This window comes from uncultured Plantibacter sp. (assembly GCF_963518075.1).
Classification (GTDB): domain Bacteria; phylum Actinomycetota; class Actinomycetes; order Actinomycetales; family Microbacteriaceae; genus Plantibacter; species Plantibacter flavus_A.
Genome location: NZ_CAUQHZ010000003.1, coordinates 279,557 through 296,007, shown reverse-complemented (window position 1 = coordinate 296,007; position 16,451 = coordinate 279,557). Strand labels below are relative to the sequence as shown.

At 69.0% G+C, this 16,451-nt stretch carries 16 protein-coding genes; 13 read left to right on the top strand and 3 right to left on the bottom strand.

Annotated elements, in window-relative coordinates; genetic code table 11:
- Positions 1–105 precede the first annotated feature (105 nt).
- The 7 genes from ddaH (at position 106) to RWN05_RS06605 (ending at position 8,378) form a co-directional block, all read left to right on the top strand.
- Entirely contained in the window at positions 106–1,317 is a 1,212-nt protein-coding gene (gene ddaH / locus RWN05_RS06635; RefSeq protein ID WP_175116250.1) for a dimethylargininase, read from the top strand.
- An 88-nt stretch (positions 1,318–1,405) separates the two neighbouring features.
- Complete coding sequence (locus RWN05_RS06630; protein WP_121290329.1) at positions 1,406–1,720, top strand: hypothetical protein; 315 nt, start codon at positions 1,406–1,408, stop codon at positions 1,718–1,720.
- A 180-nt stretch (positions 1,721–1,900) separates the two neighbouring features.
- A complete protein-coding gene (locus RWN05_RS06625) occupies positions 1,901–2,026 on the top strand; it encodes a hypothetical protein (protein ID WP_314139006.1) in 126 nt (41 codons plus the stop codon).
- A gap of 222 nt (positions 2,027–2,248) precedes the next feature.
- A complete protein-coding gene (locus RWN05_RS06620) occupies positions 2,249–4,018 on the top strand; it encodes an ABC transporter ATP-binding protein (protein WP_231884417.1) in 1,770 nt (589 codons plus the stop codon).
- On the top strand, positions 4,015–5,835 hold the full coding sequence (locus RWN05_RS06615; protein ID WP_121289689.1) for an ABC transporter ATP-binding protein: 1,821 nt from the start codon (positions 4,015–4,017) through the stop codon (positions 5,833–5,835). Before RWN05_RS06620 ends, RWN05_RS06615 begins: the two co-directional genes overlap by 4 nt.
- Positions 5,836–5,929: 94 nt before the next feature.
- Entirely contained in the window at positions 5,930–6,607 is a 678-nt protein-coding gene (locus RWN05_RS06610; RefSeq protein WP_121289691.1) for a response regulator transcription factor, read from the top strand.
- On the top strand, positions 6,600–8,378 hold the full coding sequence (locus tag RWN05_RS06605; protein ID WP_314139004.1) for a histidine kinase: 1,779 nt from the start codon (positions 6,600–6,602) through the stop codon (positions 8,376–8,378). The genes RWN05_RS06610 and RWN05_RS06605 overlap by 8 nt, the downstream gene beginning before the upstream one ends.
- A gap of 16 nt (positions 8,379–8,394) precedes the next feature.
- On the opposite strand, the gene RWN05_RS06600 is transcribed toward RWN05_RS06605, so the two are convergent.
- Positions 8,395–8,715, bottom strand: a complete 321-nt coding sequence (locus tag RWN05_RS06600) for an MGMT family protein (protein WP_285038216.1) — start codon at positions 8,713–8,715, stop codon at positions 8,395–8,397.
- A 4-nt stretch (positions 8,716–8,719) separates the two neighbouring features.
- On the bottom strand, positions 8,720–9,172 hold the full coding sequence (locus tag RWN05_RS06595) for a GNAT family N-acetyltransferase (protein WP_079001745.1): 453 nt from the start codon (positions 9,170–9,172) through the stop codon (positions 8,720–8,722).
- A 284-nt stretch (positions 9,173–9,456) separates the two neighbouring features.
- Between RWN05_RS06595 and RWN05_RS06590 the strand changes: the two genes are divergently transcribed.
- From RWN05_RS06590 to RWN05_RS06575, 4 genes are all read left to right on the top strand, one after another.
- Positions 9,457–10,671 (top strand): NADP-dependent isocitrate dehydrogenase, encoded by a 1,215-nt coding sequence (locus RWN05_RS06590; protein ID WP_121289696.1) that lies wholly within the window; start codon positions 9,457–9,459, stop codon positions 10,669–10,671.
- Between the two features lie 149 nt (positions 10,672–10,820).
- Positions 10,821–12,158, top strand: coding sequence for an ABC transporter substrate-binding protein (locus tag RWN05_RS06585; protein WP_121289698.1), 1,338 nt, complete (start codon positions 10,821–10,823; stop codon positions 12,156–12,158).
- A gap of 95 nt (positions 12,159–12,253) precedes the next feature.
- Positions 12,254–13,108, top strand: coding sequence for a carbohydrate ABC transporter permease (locus RWN05_RS06580; protein ID WP_121290331.1), 855 nt, complete (start codon positions 12,254–12,256; stop codon positions 13,106–13,108).
- On the top strand, positions 13,105–14,022 hold the full coding sequence (locus RWN05_RS06575) for a carbohydrate ABC transporter permease (protein WP_082916227.1): 918 nt from the start codon (positions 13,105–13,107) through the stop codon (positions 14,020–14,022). The genes RWN05_RS06580 and RWN05_RS06575 overlap by 4 nt, the downstream gene beginning before the upstream one ends.
- A gap of 68 nt (positions 14,023–14,090) precedes the next feature.
- Here the strand turns inward: RWN05_RS06575 and RWN05_RS06570 are convergent, their stop codons facing one another.
- Positions 14,091–14,504, bottom strand: coding sequence for a hypothetical protein (locus tag RWN05_RS06570; RefSeq protein WP_064296639.1), 414 nt, complete (start codon positions 14,502–14,504; stop codon positions 14,091–14,093).
- A gap of 259 nt (positions 14,505–14,763) precedes the next feature.
- On the opposite strand from RWN05_RS06570, the gene RWN05_RS06565 reads away from it, so the two are divergent.
- Both RWN05_RS06565 and RWN05_RS06560 read left to right on the top strand, forming a co-directional pair.
- Entirely contained in the window at positions 14,764–15,675 is a 912-nt protein-coding gene (locus RWN05_RS06565; protein ID WP_121289700.1) for an ROK family protein, read from the top strand.
- Positions 15,668–16,447, top strand: a complete 780-nt coding sequence (locus RWN05_RS06560; protein ID WP_064296637.1) for a glucosamine-6-phosphate deaminase — start codon at positions 15,668–15,670, stop codon at positions 16,445–16,447. The genes RWN05_RS06565 and RWN05_RS06560 overlap by 8 nt, the downstream gene beginning before the upstream one ends.
- Positions 16,448–16,451 lie beyond the last annotated feature (4 nt).

Here is a 16,451-nt window from a genome sequence, read left to right as displayed (position 1 = left end):
TGCCGCCCGCCCCTGTGGGGGTTCTGGGCTGGCTCTTGGTGATCTCCCAGCGGCGTCGGGCCCACGTGGCCAGACGCCGCTGTGTCGTTGGGCTACGGTTGTCGGATGACTGCCACCTGGAGCCGCAAGCTCATCGCATCCGCCGCCGCCGCCGTCGCGACCATCGTCGTGGGCTTCCTGGGGGTCATGTTCGTCACGTTCGTCGGCTACCAGTTCGCCGGGACGATCTTCGCCCAGGCGAGCCCGTACTTCTTCGAGAGCACGATCATCACCTTCGTGCTGCTGCTGATCGTGGGCGTCGTCGGCCTCTACCGGTACCGACTCCTCGCCCTGCTGGGCGGCGCCGCCCTCGCCGTCATCGGAGCGCTCCTCGGCCTCATCGTCCAGGTGGCGACGACGGGGCAGCCCATCGACAGCACCGTGCTCGGCAGCATCGTCGCGACGCTCGTCAGCCTCAACCTCGTCTTCGTGGTCGTCGTCGCGCTCTCCGCGGCATTCATCGGATACCCCGTGTACTGGATGGTCGTCCGCACGCAGGACGCCGTGCTCGACGACGGACGCCGGATCGCGCTCGTGCGCATGCCCGCCTCCAACCTCGCCGAAGGCCTCGTGACGCACCTGGAGCGCACGCCGATCGATGCCGAGCTCGCCGACAAGCAGTGGGACGCCTACGTCGCCGCGTTCGACGCCGCCGGCTGGGACACCACCGAGGTCTCCTGGGCCGAGCAGCTCGCGGACTCCGTCTTCATCGAGGACGCCGTCATCGTGATCGGCGACGTCGCCGTCGTGACCCGACCGGGCGCCGAGAGCCGTCGCCCCGAGGTCGTCGCAGCCGAGACCACCGCCCGTGAGCTCGGCCTCCGGGTGTACCGGATCGAGGGCGAAGGCACCCTGGAGGGCGGCGACGTCCTCCGGGTCGGCACGACCGTCTACGTCGGTCGCAGCGGCCGCACCAACGCCGAAGGCGTCCGGCAGCTCCGAGCCATCCTCGCGCCGCTCGGGTTCGATGTCGTGGCGGTCCCCGTCACGACCGCCCTCCACCTGAAGTCGACGGTCACCGCGCTTCCCGACGGGACCGTGCTCGTCCACCCCGACCTCGTCGAGGACCCGTCCTTCTTCGGTCGCCACCTCGTCGTGCCCGAGCGCGAGGGCGTCGCTGTCGTCGAACTCGCGGAGGACACCGTGCTCATCTCCGCAGCCGCTCCCAAGACGGCTGCGCTGCTCGAGGACCGCGGCTACACCGTGGTCCAGGTGGACATCAGCGAGTTCGAGAAGCTCGAGGGCTGCGTGACCTGCCTGTCCGTGCGGGTCAGCTGAGCCGATCGTGGAGCAGCAGGCTGGAGCGCGCGGCGGTCGGGATCTGAGCCGGAGGACCGTCGCGCAGCGATTGGACATCCCGCTCGAGATGGCCAGACACCACGGGATCCCGCCGTTCTGGTCGGCGGACCAGTTGGCGGCGTTCCTCGCCGACCCGCCCGCCTGGTACGTGCAGTCCCGCGCGAACCGGACCGGGAAACGGCCGGTCTGGGTGGAGTTGCGGTGCTCGATCTGCGGCACCAGCGAGACGCTCCGCCCGAAGAAGTGGTGGCCGGAGTTCTCGATGGTGACCTGTTCCTGGCACGGCGCCGACGAGCTGCCGCCGGTGCCCGAGGGAGCGCGTCGGCGGGAGGTCGACGGCATCGGAGCCTTCGTCGGCATCGTCGACGAACCGATCTCCTGACGACGGGACAATTCGGACCGGTGCGTGCAACCGCATGGATCCCTTGCAGGCTGATGGCCGATTCCCATAGTCTGGTCTGCTGCGCCGAACCTCGTTCACCGTGATCGGTCGCCGCCCGCGTTCGAGTGCGACCTGTACACCCGGCCCGCGGCTCTCGCCAAACAGGATGAGGAGGATGCCATGACGCTCTCGAACCACACCGCGCTCGCGCCGACGGTCGATCGTGCCCGCTCCGCCTCGAGCCGCCGCCCCGTGGCCGTCCTGGCGCCAGCCGGACGCGCCGCCGCAGCGGACGCCGACGCTTAGCACGAGCGCCAGGCAGTCCACCTCACCATCCGTCCGGCCTCGTCCGGGCCCGTCACCGGATGCTGCGACCTCGCACTGCGACCTCGCCGTCCGGCCGTTCCACGACCATCATCCCGTCGGTGATCGACGTCACCGACGCTCTCGCAAGGAATCCCCGTCATGACTCCGCTCGGCGATGAACGCCGTCCTGTCCAACCGCGCCAGAGCACGTTCCGTGCCCTGATGCGGATCTACCCCTTCGCGAAGACCGCCATGCCGCGGATCGTGCTCGGCATGGTCGCCGCGCTCGTCGCCGGCCTGGTGGCCCTCGCGATCCCGCTCGTGCTGCAGGCGCTCGTCGATGGTCCGCTCTCGACCGGCGACTCCGCGCAGATCTGGCCGGCTGTGCTCGTGGTCCTCGCCCTCGGTGTGCTCGAGGCGGTCATGATCGCGCTGCGCCGCTGGTTCGTACTGACCCCCGGGACCCACGTCGAGGCACGGATGCGCAATGCGCTGTTCGCCAAGTTGCAGGACCTCCCCGTGACCTTCCACGACCGCTGGCAGAGCGGACAGCTGCTCTCCCGCGCCGTCAGCGACCTCGGACTCATCCGCCGGTGGATCTCGTTCGGCTTCGTGCTCCTGATCGTCAACGGCGTCACGATCGTCATCGGTGCCGTCATCCTGTTCACCTGGAACTGGCTGCTCGGACTCATCTTCATCGCGCTCGCCATCCCCGTGTGGGTGTTCGGGTTCACCTTCGAGGGGCGGTACTCGGTGATCGCCCGGCGCAGCCAGGACCAGGCGGGTGACCTGGCGACCGCCGTCGAGGAGTCCGTCCACGGCATCCGGGTGCTCAAGGCTTTCGGTCGCGGCAAGCACGCCCTGCGGAGCTTCGCGTCGCGCGCCGAGGACCTGCGGGGGACCGAGATCGAGAAGGCCAAGGCCATCGCGGGGATCTGGTTCTGGCTCGTCCTGTTGCCGGACGTCGCCTTCGCGCTCTGCCTGTTGGCGGGGGTCTGGCTCGCGTCGATCGGAGAACTCACCGTCGGTCAGCTGTTCGCCTTCTTCGCGACGGCCACGATCCTGCGGTTCCCGATCGAGTCGATCGGCTTCCTGCTCGCGATGACCTTCGACACCCGGACGGCGACCGACCGGTACTTCGAGGTCATCGACTCGGTCAACACGATCACCGACCCCGAGCACCCCGAACGCATCCGTGAACCGCGCGGCGAGCTCGTGTTCGAGGACGTGCACTTCCGCTACCAGGACGCACCCGACCGCTACGCGGACGTGGTGGACGGCGTGGACCTCCGGCTCGAGCCGGGGGAGACCATGGCACTCGTCGGTCTGACGGGTTCCGGGAAGTCGACCATCACGGCACTGACCACCCGCCTGTACGACGTCACGGGTGGGCGGATCCTGCTCGACGGGGTCGACATCCGGGCGCTCACCCGAGAAGACCTGCGCCGGCACATCGCGATGGCGTTCGAGGATGCGACCCTCTTCTCGGCGAGCGTCAAGGAGAACGTCCTCCTCGGGCGGGACGACATCGACCTCGACTCCGCGGAGGCCGATCGGATCCTGCGCGAGGCGCTCGACATCGCCCAGGCCGGGTTCGTCGACGAATTGCCGAACGGCGTCGAGACGCTGGTCGGTGAAGAGGGGCTCAGCCTGTCCGGTGGGCAGCGTCAGCGGCTCGCACTCGCGCGTGCGGTGGCCGCGCGGCCGGAGGTGCTCGTGCTGGACGATCCGTTGTCGGCGCTCGACGTCGACACCGAGGCGCTCGTCGAAGCGGCACTCCGCCGAGTGCTCGCCTCCACCACGGCCCTGATCGTCGCCCACCGGCCGAGCACCGTCACCCTGGCGGACCGCGTCGCCCTCCTGGAGGACGGTCGCATCACCGCCGTGGGTCGCCACAGTGAGTTGTTGCAGCACAACGCCCATTACCGCTACGTGATCTCGAGTCTGGAAGACGACGAACGAGAGTCCAACCGCCAGGAGGTGAACCTGTGACCCCGCCGACGACCGTCCACGGAGTGGAGGGTGAGGAGCGCGACGACCTCACCCGTGACGAGTCCGCGCACATCCGGCGCCGTTCGCTGCGCCTGCTCGGATCGCTGCTCGCGCCCCTGCGCCTGCGCGTGATCGCCGCCATGACCATCGTCGTGGTGTCGACCGCCGCCCAGGTCGCCGGGCCCGCGTTGATCGCCCTCGGCATCGACCGCGCCCTCCCGGCCGTCCTGGAACGCGCCGACTGGATGCCGGCCTTCCTCGTGGTCGGCGCGTACCTGCTGACCGGCGCCGCCGGTGCGACGCTGATCTCCTGGTACACCGTGCTCGCCGCTCGGATCAGCCAGGCGATCCTGATCGACCTGCGGAAGCGCGTGTTCCTGCAGACGCAGCGGCTCAGCCTCGACTTCCATGAGAGCTACACCTCGGGTCGCATCATCTCCCGGCAGACGAGCGACCTCGACTCCATTCGCGAGCTGCTCGACTCCGGGATCAACCAGCTCGTGTCCGGCGTGCTGTACATGGGGTTCACCGCGGCGGCCCTCGTCCTCGTCGACTGGGTCAGCGGTCTGGTGCTCCTCGGATCACTCATCCCGCTGTTCGTCCTCACGCGCTGGTTCCAGCTCCGCTCGCAGCGGATGTTCCGCGAGTCGCGGGTCCGGTCGGCGAAGCTCATCGTGTTCTTCGTGGAGGCGATGACCGGTATCCGTGCGGTGAAGGCGTTCCGGAAGGAGCGGCGGAACGAGCGCGCGTTCGGCGAGCTCGTGGAGCAGTACCGCGACACCAACGCCCGGGTCATCCAGCTGTTCGGGGTGTTCGATCCCGGACTGGTGTTCATCGGCAACGTCTCCGTCGCCGTGGTGCTCCTCGTCGGCGGGTTCCGGGTCGCGGACGGACAGCTCGCGATCGGAGCGCTGCTCGCGGCGCTCCTCTACACGCGGCGGTTCTTCGACCCGATGGAGGAGATGGCGATGTTCTACAACTCCTACCAGTCGGCCGCTGCGGCGCTCGAGAAGATCTCCGGCGTGCTCGAGGAGCGTCCCGGGGTGCCCGACCCGGTCGCGCCGGTCGACCTGTGGACGTCGCAGGGACGCATCACCTTCGACGACGTGACGTTCGCGTACGCCGCCGACCGGGTGGTGCTCCCGGAATTCGACCTCGAGATCCCGGCAGGGCAGACCATCGCACTCGTCGGCACGACCGGTGCGGGCAAGTCGACGCTCGCGAAGCTCGTCAGTCGGTTCTACGACCCGACCGACGGTGCGGTGCGCCTCGACGGCATCGACCTGCGCGACCTCCACCCGAAGGACCTCCGTCGGGCGATCGTCATGGTGACGCAGGAGGCCTACCTGTTCTCCGGCTCGGTCGCCGACAACATCGCGTTGGGTAAGCCCGACGCGACGATCGAGGAGATCACCGCCGCCGCGAAGGCCGTCGGCGCGCACACCTTCATCGAGGCGTTGCCGAACGGCTACGACACCGACGTGAACAAGCGCGGTGGTCGGGTCTCGGCCGGCCAGCGGCAACTCCTGTCGTTCGCGCGGGCGTTCCTCGCGGATCCGGCCGTGCTGATCCTCGACGAGGCGACCGCCTCGCTCGACATCCCGAGCGAGCGACTCGTCCAGGAGGCGTTGCAGACCCTGCTCGCGGACCGCACCGCGATCATCATCGCGCACCGGTTGTCGACCGTCGCGATCGCCGACCGGGTGCTCGTGATGGAGCACGGCCGGGTGATCGAGGACGGCGCGCCAGCGGAGCTCATCGGCGGCACGGGTCGGTTCGCCGCGATGCACGCCGCCTGGCGGTCCTCGGTCGGCTGACCCGGGCCGCGCAGGCGTGTCCACGGGGTCCTCCGGTGACGGAGTGACCCCGTGGGCACTACACCTCGTCTCGTCGACCTGCCACAATGAGCGGATGACCAGTCAGGAACCGCGTTCGCTGCGTGTCGCCGTCGCGGACGACGCGGTGCTCCTCCGTGAGGGTGTCGCGCAGATCCTCAAGGCGGGTGGTCACGCCGTGGTCGGATCGTTCGGGTCGGCGGTCGACCTGGTCGACCGCATCGACGCGGGGCTGCAGCTCGACGCCGTGGTGCTCGACATCCGGATGCCGCCCACCCACACCGACGAGGGCATCGTCGCCCTCGAGCAGCTGCGGGCGTCGGGCTTCGCGGCCGGGGTGCTCCTGCTGAGCACGTACGCCGTACCCTCCTACGCGGTCCGCGCGCTCGGCTCCGGAGGTGGCACCGGTTACCTGCTGAAGGACCGCGTCGCCGACTCCGGGACACTCGTCGACGCCGTGGAGCGCGTGGCGGCGGGTGAGTCCGTCGTGGATCCCGAGGTCGTCTCCCTCCTCGTCGCGGAGCGGACCCGTTCCGACGGCCTGGACCACCTCACGGAGCGGGAACGCGAAGTCCTCACCCTCATGGCCGAGGGACGGTCGAACTCCGGCATCGCGAAGGCGCTGGTCGTCAGTCTGAAGACCGTCGAAGCACACATCAGCCGCATCCTGGCCAAGCTCGGACTCGAGGACTCCCCGGCGGACCACCGCCGCGTCCTCGCGGTCGTGCGATGGCTGGAACACACGGATGGCTGACGGTCGCCCACACGGACGGGCGACCTCGCTGCCCATCCCGGCACCGGCCGGCCGTGGGCGCCTGCCGTGGCCGCTGCGACTCGGCATCCTGCTCGCCGCCGCACTCGTGTGCGTCCTGTCGGTCGTGTTCGGCGTCGTCCAGCCGGGCATCGCCGACGGCAACGGTCTGCCCTGGTTGGTCGGCCACCTCGCGGCGCTGGTGGCGGCAGGGCTGATCTGGTGGCTGGCTCCGACGGCCGCTCCGGGCTGGGTGATCGTCGGGTACGCGCTGGCCGAGACGGCCTACATGTGGGCGTACGGCGTCCACGCGGGCTGGCTCTGGCCGCTCCTCATGTCGATCTCCGTACTCCCGGGGGTCGCGCTGGTGTGGCTGGCCCTGGCCTTCCCGGCCGGCCGGCTGCGGCGCGGCTTCGATCGGCGGCTCGTCATCACCGCCTCGGTCTACCTCGTCACCTATGCGATCGTGACGCTCCTGGTGACGCCGAACCACGTGCTCGACGCGAGCCACGAGCGGAGTCGGTACGCCGTCCTCGCGACCGGAGACGTGGCCGACGCGCTCGGTCGGGTCCACGCGGGTGTCATGGGGGCCTTCGCGGTCGTGGTCGCGGGTGTCGTGCTCCTGCGGTGGGCGCGGAGCAGCGGAGCGGCCAGACAGGTCGCCTTCATCATGCCGGTCGCGTTCGTGTTGTGGCTCGTCATCGGGGTGGCGTGGTCCCTCGTCCGCCTGGGGGGATGGCCCGAGCACCTCCGGCTCGTCGTCGAGGACCTCAACGCGTTCTCGGTGGTGCTCGTCCCTGCCGCGTACGCGACGGGTCTCATCCGGATGCGGACGATCCGCGCCAGGGCCGTCGACCTCGTGCAGACCGGACAGCTGAGCGAGACCGGTCACGACCGCTGGGACGGTGCGGTGAAGACCGTCCTCGGGGACCGCACCGCCCGGCTCGTCTGGCCGGGATCGCAGCGGACCACCGACCGGGACCCACGCGGTCGGGCGATGTCGAGCGTCGGCGACGCGGACGCGCCGCTCGTGTACATCGAGCACGACGCGGCTCTGCTCGACAATCCGCAGTTGCTCCGGTCGGTGTCGGCGTCGCTGCGCATCATGATCGATAACGAACGACTCACCGCTGAACTCCGCCACTCGTTGCGCGAGGTGAGCCGATCGCGGTTGCGCATCGTGCAGGCGGCCGACGAAGCGCGACGGCGGGCGGAGCGCGACCTGCACGACGGTTCCCAGCAGCAGCTGTTCTCCGTCGCACTACGACTCCGGATGGCGAGCGACGCTGCACGCGCCGACGGCCAACTCGTCCTGGCCGACGGCCTCGAGACCACCATCGATCAGCTCGCGAGCGCCATCAAGGAGCTCCGCGAACTCGCCCGAGGACTGCATCCGGCGCTCCTGGCCGAGGGCGGACTGGTGCCGGCGATCGCCGAACTCGGGCGTCGGTGCACCGTCGTCACCAAGGTCACCGTCGAGCTGCGCGAGCGGCCCAGGCAGCTCATCGAGGCGACCGTCTACTACGTCGTCTCGGAGTGCCTGGCCAACGTCACGAAGTACTCCGGGGCGTCCAGCTGCGAAGTGGTCGTCTCCGACCACCCCGACGGTGGGCTCCGGGTCGTGGTCGCGGACGACGGTGTAGGCGGCGCCGATCCTGCGCGGGGGAGTGGGTTGCGCGGTCTCGCGGACCGGGTCGACGCCGTCGGCGGGACGATGCGCGTCGAGAGCCCGGTCGGTGCCGGGACGGTCGTCTCGATCCACCTTCCCGGCTGATCGGGCGCGAAGACGGTCAGTACAGCAGTGCCTCGCGACCCAGGCGGTACCGCCCGCCGCTCATCGGGACGATCGGTGTGCCCTCGGCCTCGTAGTGTTCGAGGGCGCGATCCTCGTGCCCCGTCGGAGGGATACCGCCCGACCGCACGACCCGCCACCAGGGCACGGCGTGCCCGTACTGCGCCATGACGCGACCGACGCCGCGCGCCGACTTCGACCCGATGATGGACGCGACCTGGCCGTAGCTCAGGGCGCAGCCCTCGGGGATGTCGGCGACGACGGCCAGCACGGCCTCGGCGAACGCCTCAGCCGAGTCCGTCGGTGACGACCCGCTCACCGTCTCAGAGGCTGATGCTGCCGATGGTCTCGCCGTACTGGGTCTCGCCGACGGGGGAGAACCCGACGCGGAGGAAGAACGCCTCGGGACCGAGGTCGCCGGGCTCGTAGATGACGTTGACGTGGTCGAAGCCGCGCTGCTTGGCCTCCTCGATCAGCGAGGCCACCGCGAACCGGCCGACGCCGCGGCCCTGGTCGTCGGCGTCGACGTTGATGCGCCACAGGGCGGAGCGGAACTCCTCCTGCGCCGACTCGTGGTCGAAGTTGGCGGAGATGAATCCGACGACCTCGTCGCCGTCGAGGATGACGCGCTGCCAGGAGGTGGCGGGGTTCACGACCGCGGCCGCGACCGCGTAGGACACCGGGGCGATGAACTGCTCCTGCCCGGGTTTCATGGTGAGCGCGTTGACCGCCACGATCGTCGATGCGGACAGTTCTTCCAGACGCAGCTCAGCCATGAGCCCAGGCTAACCTGTCCGGCGGACCGCGGATAGTCCGTCGGACCGCCGACACGCTCCTCGCGGCGACATCCACGGCCGACCCACAGGCGGGGAGCGGGGCGTCCGGGTGCCGTCGGATCCAACTGTCTCGATGTCAAGAGACCTGGCAGGTCTTGTAAGCTAGGGCGTGGCCGTGCCGTCCACCTTTCGGATGCGGTCTCCTCCATGCCATGCGGAGCACTCCACCGCGTGCGCACCTCCGTAGGCCGCTCGGCTCAGGGCGGCATCAGAAAGGACAACCAGTGTCGAAGATCAAGGTCGAAGGCACCGTCGTCGAACTCGACGGCGATGAGATGACTCGCATCATCTGGCAGTTCATCAAGGACTCGCTCATCCACCCCTACCTCGATGTGAACCTCGAGTACTACGACCTCGGCATCGAGAAGCGTGATGAGACGGACGACCAGATCACGATCGACGCCGCGCACGCCATCCAGAAGCACGGCGTCGGCGTCAAGTGCGCGACCATCACCCCCGACGAGGCACGTGTCGAGGAGTTCGGTCTCAAGAAGATGTGGCGGAGCCCGAACGGCACCATCCGCAACATCCTCGGCGGCGTCATCTTCCGCGAGCCCATCATCATCTCGAACATCCCGCGTCTCGTGCCCGGGTGGAACAAGCCGATCATCATCGGCCGCCACGCGTTCGGCGACCAGTACCGCGCGACCGACTTCCTGTTCAAGGGCGAGGGCAAGCTCACGGTCGAGTTCACGCCCGACGACGGCTCGGAGCCGCAGAAGTTCGAGGTCTTCCAGTCGCCCGGCGACGGCATCGCACAGGTGCAGTACAACCTCGACGCCTCGATCCGCGACTTCGCGCGTGCCAGCCTCAACTACGGCCTGAACCGCAACTACCCGGTGTACCTCTCCACGAAGAACACCATCCTCAAGGCCTACGACGGCCGGTTCAAGGACATCTTCCAGGAGATCTTCGACGCGGAGTTCAAGGAGCGGTTCGAGGCTGCCGGCATCACCTACGAGCACCGACTCATCGACGACATGGTCGCCTCGGCCATGAAGTGGGAGGGCGGTTACGTCTGGGCCTGCAAGAACTACGACGGCGACGTCCAGTCCGACACCGTGGCTCAGGGCTTCGGCTCGCTCGGCCTCATGACGAGCGTGCTGGCCACGCCCGACGGCAAGATCGTGGAGGCCGAGGCCGCACACGGCACCGTCACGCGCCACTACCGCCAGCACCAGCAGGGCAAGCCCACGTCGACGAACCCGATCGCCTCGATCTTCGCGTGGACCCGTGGCCTGCAGCACCGAGGCGTGCTCGACGGCAACCAGGAGCTCATCGAGTTCGCGGCGACCCTCGAGGACGTCGTCATCAAGACGGTCGAGTCCGGTGCCATGACGAAGGACCTCGCGCTCCTCGTCGGCTCCGACCAGGCCTACCAGACCACCGAGGAGTTCCTCGAGACCATCTCGGCGAACCTCAAGGCGCGCCTGGCCTGATGACGTCGGCCTGACCGGTACCGGCACCACACGGACGGGGTCCGGGAGCACACGCTCCCGGGCCCCGTCCGTCGTTCGGGTCACGACGCCGGCCCGGACGGTCGTGTTAGCGTCGATGGACCACCTCGACGACGACGTGAGGACCATCGATGTCACCGATGACGAGAAGACAGTTGCTGGCCTGGGCTGCAGCCGGTGGTGCGACCGCACTCCTGGCGGGCTGTTCCACCCCGGGGACGGTGTCGCCGAACACCGGTCCGACGATCGCCCCGGCCGCCGCCGGTGAACGGATCACGCTCACGTACTGGGCCTGGCTGAAGGACCTTCAGAAGGTCGCCGACGTCTGGAACGCCGACCACCCGAACGTGCAGGTCGAGGCGGTCTGGATCCCCGGAGGCAACGACGGCGGGTATCAGAAGCTGTACTCGGCGCTCGCCGCGGGTGGTGGTCCGGACCTCGCGCAGGTCGAGATGCGGACGCTCCCCGAGTTCCTGCTCGTGAACGGGTTGGTCGACCTCCGGCGCTACGGCGCGGACGAGGTCGCGTCGCGGTACAACGAGACCCTCTGGAACCAGGTCTCCTACGTCGACGGGGTCTACGGGATCCCACAGGACTCCGGTCCGATGGCGCTCTACTACCGCCCGGACCTGCTCGACCGGGTGGGCGCGAAGGCCCCGGCCACCTGGGACGAGTGGTTCCAGGTGGCGGGGGCGGTGCGCGACGCCGACATGTATCTGGACTGCTTCGCCCTCGACGACGCGTCATGGTTCGCGGCCATGGCGACCCAGGCCGGCGCGTCCTGGTTCCGTGTGGACGGCGACCGGTGGATCGTGGATATGACGGACGACGCGACCTTGGAGACGGCCAGGTTCTTCGACCGGGCCATCGACGACGGCGTCATGACCACCTCCTACAGCCAGTTCTCACCGGCCTGGTTCGCCGCTGCGGCGAAGGACTCGATCGCGTCGCTCGCCGGAGCCAGCTGGGGAGACGCCCTCCTGCAGGGCGTCTCGGGGGCCGAGGGCAAGTGGCGGGTCGCGCCGTTGCCCCGGTGGGGGAGCGAGGGGTACGGCTCGACCTTCCAGGGCGGGTCCACGGCTGCCGTCCTGGCGAACAGCGCCCACCCGAGGGAGGCGCTCGAGTTCGCCGTGTGGATGACCACGAGCGACGCCGGCATCGACGCCATGATCGAGCACTCCGGCATCGGGTGGTCGCCGAACGACGCCTACATCGGCTCGCGCCGACAACAGCCGAGCGAGTTCTTCGGTGGCCAGAACTACAACGAGGAGGTCTTCGTGCCGGCCGCCAAGGAACAGAACAACGAGTGGCAGTGGTGGCCACTCACCCAGCAGACCTTCAACATCCTCGCCGACGGGTTCCGGGCCAAGGCCTCGGGCGGCACCCTCGTGGACGCCGTGGTCCAGGGGCAGCGCGACGTCATCACCGCGTTCCGCAACAAGGGCCTCCGGATCGAGGCGGCGTCGTGAGCGCCCTCACGGAACGCCCGGCGCGTGGAGTGGCGGACGACCCGTCCCGGTCGGGGTCGCAGCGCCGACGCCGGACCTCGGTCGCGGCTCCGTGGATGCTCCTCGGACCGTTCCTGGCGCTCTTCGTCCTCACCTTCATCCTGCCGATCATCGTCGCGGTCGGCAGCAGCTTCGTCCGTGTCTCACGGAAGGGTGTCTTCGGGGAGGAGGGCGTCACGACCGAGTTCGCGTGGTTCTCCAACTACGCCCAGGCCCTGGAGAACGGCAACTTCATCGCCTCGATCGGCCGGATGCTCCTCTTCGGCGTCGTGCAGGTCACGGTCATGATCGCGCTGTGCACCCTGCTGGCGCTCCTCCTCGAGTCCGCCTCCGCGAAGTGGCCGGGGTTCTTCCGGGCCGTGTACTTCCTGCCCTACGGCATCCCCGGCGTGATCGCGACGATCCTCTGGTCGTTCCTCTACGTCCCGGGACTCAGCCCGATCATCGACATCGCCGGGGCAATGGGGATCGAGCTCGACTTCCTCGGCGCCGGCACGGTGCTCTGGTCCATCGCCAACATCGTGACCTGGACCTACACCGGGTACAACATGATGATCGTCGTCGCCCAGTTGAAGGCCATCCCCGGCGAGGTCTACGAAGCCGCGAAGGTCGACGGCGCCGGGCCGTTCCGCGTCGCGGCGAGCATCCAGCTTCCGCTCATCCGGCCGGCGCTCATCCTCACGACCGTGTTCTCCATCATCGGCACGCTCCAGCTCTTCGCCGAGCCCCAGGTGCTGCAGACCGTGTCGCCCGCGATCGACAACGAGTACACGCCGAACCTCAGCGCCTACACGACCGCGTTCGCCTACAACGACTACAACGTCGCCGCAGCGCAGGCGGTGCTCATCGCCCTGGTCGCGTTCGCGCTGTCGTTCATCTTCCTGCGGCTGACGTCGAGGAGGGCATCATGAGCGAGACCCGGAGCATCACGACCGCGACCTCGTCGAAGCGAGCCCAGCGGCTGAGCGACCAGCAGGGGCGCCCCGGTGGGTCCAGGGGGATGCGGGTGCTCGTGACGGGCATCCTCGTCGTCGTCGCGGTCTACTTCCTGGTGCCCGTGTACTGGGTGGTGATCGCTGCGACCAAGAGCACCGAGGATCTGTTCGGCAGCAACGGCTTCCTCCTCGGCTCGGAGTTCTCGTTGTGGTCGAACCTCCACGAGGTACTCACCTACGACGGCGGCATCTTCGTCCGCTGGTTCGGCAACTCGGTGCTCTATGCGGGCGTGGGAGCCCTCATCGCGACGTACCTCGCCGCGGCAGGCGGGTACGCGCTCGCGAAGTACCGGTTCCGCGGGCGCAACCTCGTCTTCGGCACCATCCTCGGCGGGGTCCTCGTGCCGGGGACGGCCACAGCACTCCCGCTGTTCCTGCTCTTCAGTCAGCTGGGGCTCGCGAACACGTACTGGTCGGTGCTCCTTCCGTCGCTCGTCTCGCCGTTCGGGTTGTTCCTCTGCCGGATCTACGCCGACGCGACGATCGACGACTCGCTCATCGAGGCCGCACGGATCGACGGCGCGAGCGAGCTGCGGATCTTCCACACCGTGGGGCTGAAGATCCTCACGCCCGCGCTCGTGACCGTCTTCCTCTTCCAGCTCGTCGGGATCTGGAACAACTACTTCCTGCCACTCGTCATGCTGTCCGACAGCACGCTGTACCCGATCACCCTGGGCCTGAACAACTGGCGGAGCCAGGTCGACCGCCTGCCGGAGTTCTACGAGCTGACGACCGGCGGCGCACTGTTGTCGATCATCCCCTTGGCGATCGCGATGATCGTGCTGCAGCGCTTCTGGCGTGGCGGGCTCACCGAGGGATCCGTGAAGTAGCCGACGGCCCGGAGACGGCGACGGGCCCCGGATCAGCCGATCCGGGGCCCGTCGTCAGTCGTGTCGAGCTAGAGGCTGCAGGTGTTGCCGAGCGTGGTGAATTCGTCCTGGAGCTTCGTGAGTGAATCGGTGAGCCCGGTCTGGTCGACGTTCTGCGGGTCGTCGACAGCCGTCTTCGCGACGTCGATGAAGTCGTTGAGTGCCTTGACCGAGTCGTTCGCCGCGGTCTTCACCTCATCGTTCGTGACCTTGTCGGCCGCAGCCTTGAACGTTCCGGAGAAGTCGTCGAGCTGGGTGACGGCCGCCTCGGGGTCGGAGGACAGCGAGCTCAGGCCCGACTGCAGCTGCGAAGCCGACTCCGTCACCTCGGACTGGATGAGCTTGCACGCATCCTCCTTGCTCTGGGCGCCGCCGGCACAACCGGTGAGGAGCAGGCCAGAGACGGCGATCGCGCCGAGGAATGCTGCTGCGTTCTTCTTCATGGTGGTGTGATTCCCCCGTGTTCGGTGCCCGTGGCGGGCCCGCCCGCGCGCTGCGGGTCGGCCTCCAGGCTACCCGGTGGAGCCCGCAACCCGCAGGCGGACGCCGTCCGACGCTGGTGCGTGGTCGTCGCCGACATGGACGCGAGCCCAGTTTATTTGTAAGCTTGGCGAACAAACCGGTGGTGCGAGCGGGTCGCTCCACGGATCGAAGGAACCACAGCATGCAGACGCGCCACGACGCCCTCCGGAGACGAAGCGCGTGAGGGTAGGACTCGACATCGGCGGCACGAAGACCGATGCCGTCGTCGTGACGGACGACGGCGCGCTCCTGCATCGGCTCAGGCTGGTCACGGGACGCGGGCCCGAAGCCGTCGTCGAGACCGCCGTCGAGGCCGTCAGTCGGCTCTCCGACGCCGTCGCGCGCCCGATCGACGCCTTCACCTCGGTCGGCGTCGGCATCCCCGGGCTGACCGTCCCGGGCACCGGTCGGGTGACCCACGCCGTCAACCTCGACGTGGAGGAACTCGAGCTCGGTGCGATCCTCACCCAGCGACTCAGGGTCCCGGTCGCCGTGGAGAACGATGTGAAGGCGGCCGCCCTCGGCGCCTGGCAGCTGCTCGACGGTTCCGGCACGATGGCCTACCTCAATCTGGGCACGGGCGTCGCCGCAGGTATCGTCACGGACGGCCGGCTCTGGCGGGGCTCGAGCGGGGTCGCCGGCGAGGTCGGGCATCTGTCCGTCGATCCGCTCGGTGACCGCTGCGGGTGCGGACAGCGGGGGTGCGTCGAGACCATGGCCGCCGGTGGTGCGGTCTCCGCCGCCTGGGGAGCCGACGTGGCCCTGCCGGTGCTCGACCTCTTCGACCACGCCGACGCCGGGGACCCGCGGGCCGTCGCCCTCCGCGCACGCCTGGGTCACGGTGCGGCCGCGGCCGTCCGCATCCTGACCCTCACCGTCGACGCCGACGACATCGTCCTCGGAGGAGGACTCACCGCTCTCGGCGAGCGACTGCTCGCCGTCATCCGCGAGGCTCTGGCCGAATCCGCCGCCGGGTCTCGATTCGTCGCATCATTGCAGTTGGAACAGCGCGTGCGCCTCGTGCCGACGGGATCCCCCGTCGCGGCGATCGGCGCAGCGCTCGTGGGAAGAGGAGAACCGTCGCATGGCTGAAGTCGTGATCGTGGGGGACAGTGGTGCCGCAGGCGCCCTCGTCGCGGAGGCGATCGTCTCCCTGATCGAGGAGCGTCCGGACGCCGTCCTCGGGCTGGCGACGGGTTCGACCCCGCTCCCCGTCTACGAGGCCCTCGCGACCCGGTCCCGCGGCCTCGACCTCTCGCAGGTGCGAGGGTTCGCCCTCGACGAGTACGTCGGTCTGCCGGCCGGGCACCCCGAGTCGTACCGTTCCGTCATCACACGTGAGGTCGTCGAGCCGCTCGGCCTCGTGCCCGAGCGCATCCAGGTGCCGAACGGTGCGGCCGAGACCATCCAGCACGCGGGCGCCGACTACGAAGCGGCGATCCAGGCCGCCGGTGGCGTCGACCTGCAGATCCTCGGCATCGGGACCGACGGCCACATCGGGTTCAACGAACCGGGCTCGTCGTTCGCCTCGCTCACCCGCGTGAAGACCCTGACGGAGCAGACCCGCCGGGACAACGCACGGTTCTTCGACTCGATCGACGACGTCCCCATGCACTGCATCACCCAGGGTCTCGGCACCATCCTCCGGGCGAGGCACCTCGTCCTCCTCGCCTTCGGCGCCGGCAAGGCGGCTGCGATCGCCGCTGCGCTCGAGGGACCGCTCTCCGCCAACCTCCCCGGTTCGGCGGTGCAGCTGCACCCGCGCGCCACGGTGGTCCTCGATGAAGCGGCGGCGTCCGAGCTGCAGCACGCCGACTACTACCGCTACGCGTACGCCAACAAGCCCGCCTGGCAAGGTATCTGACGGC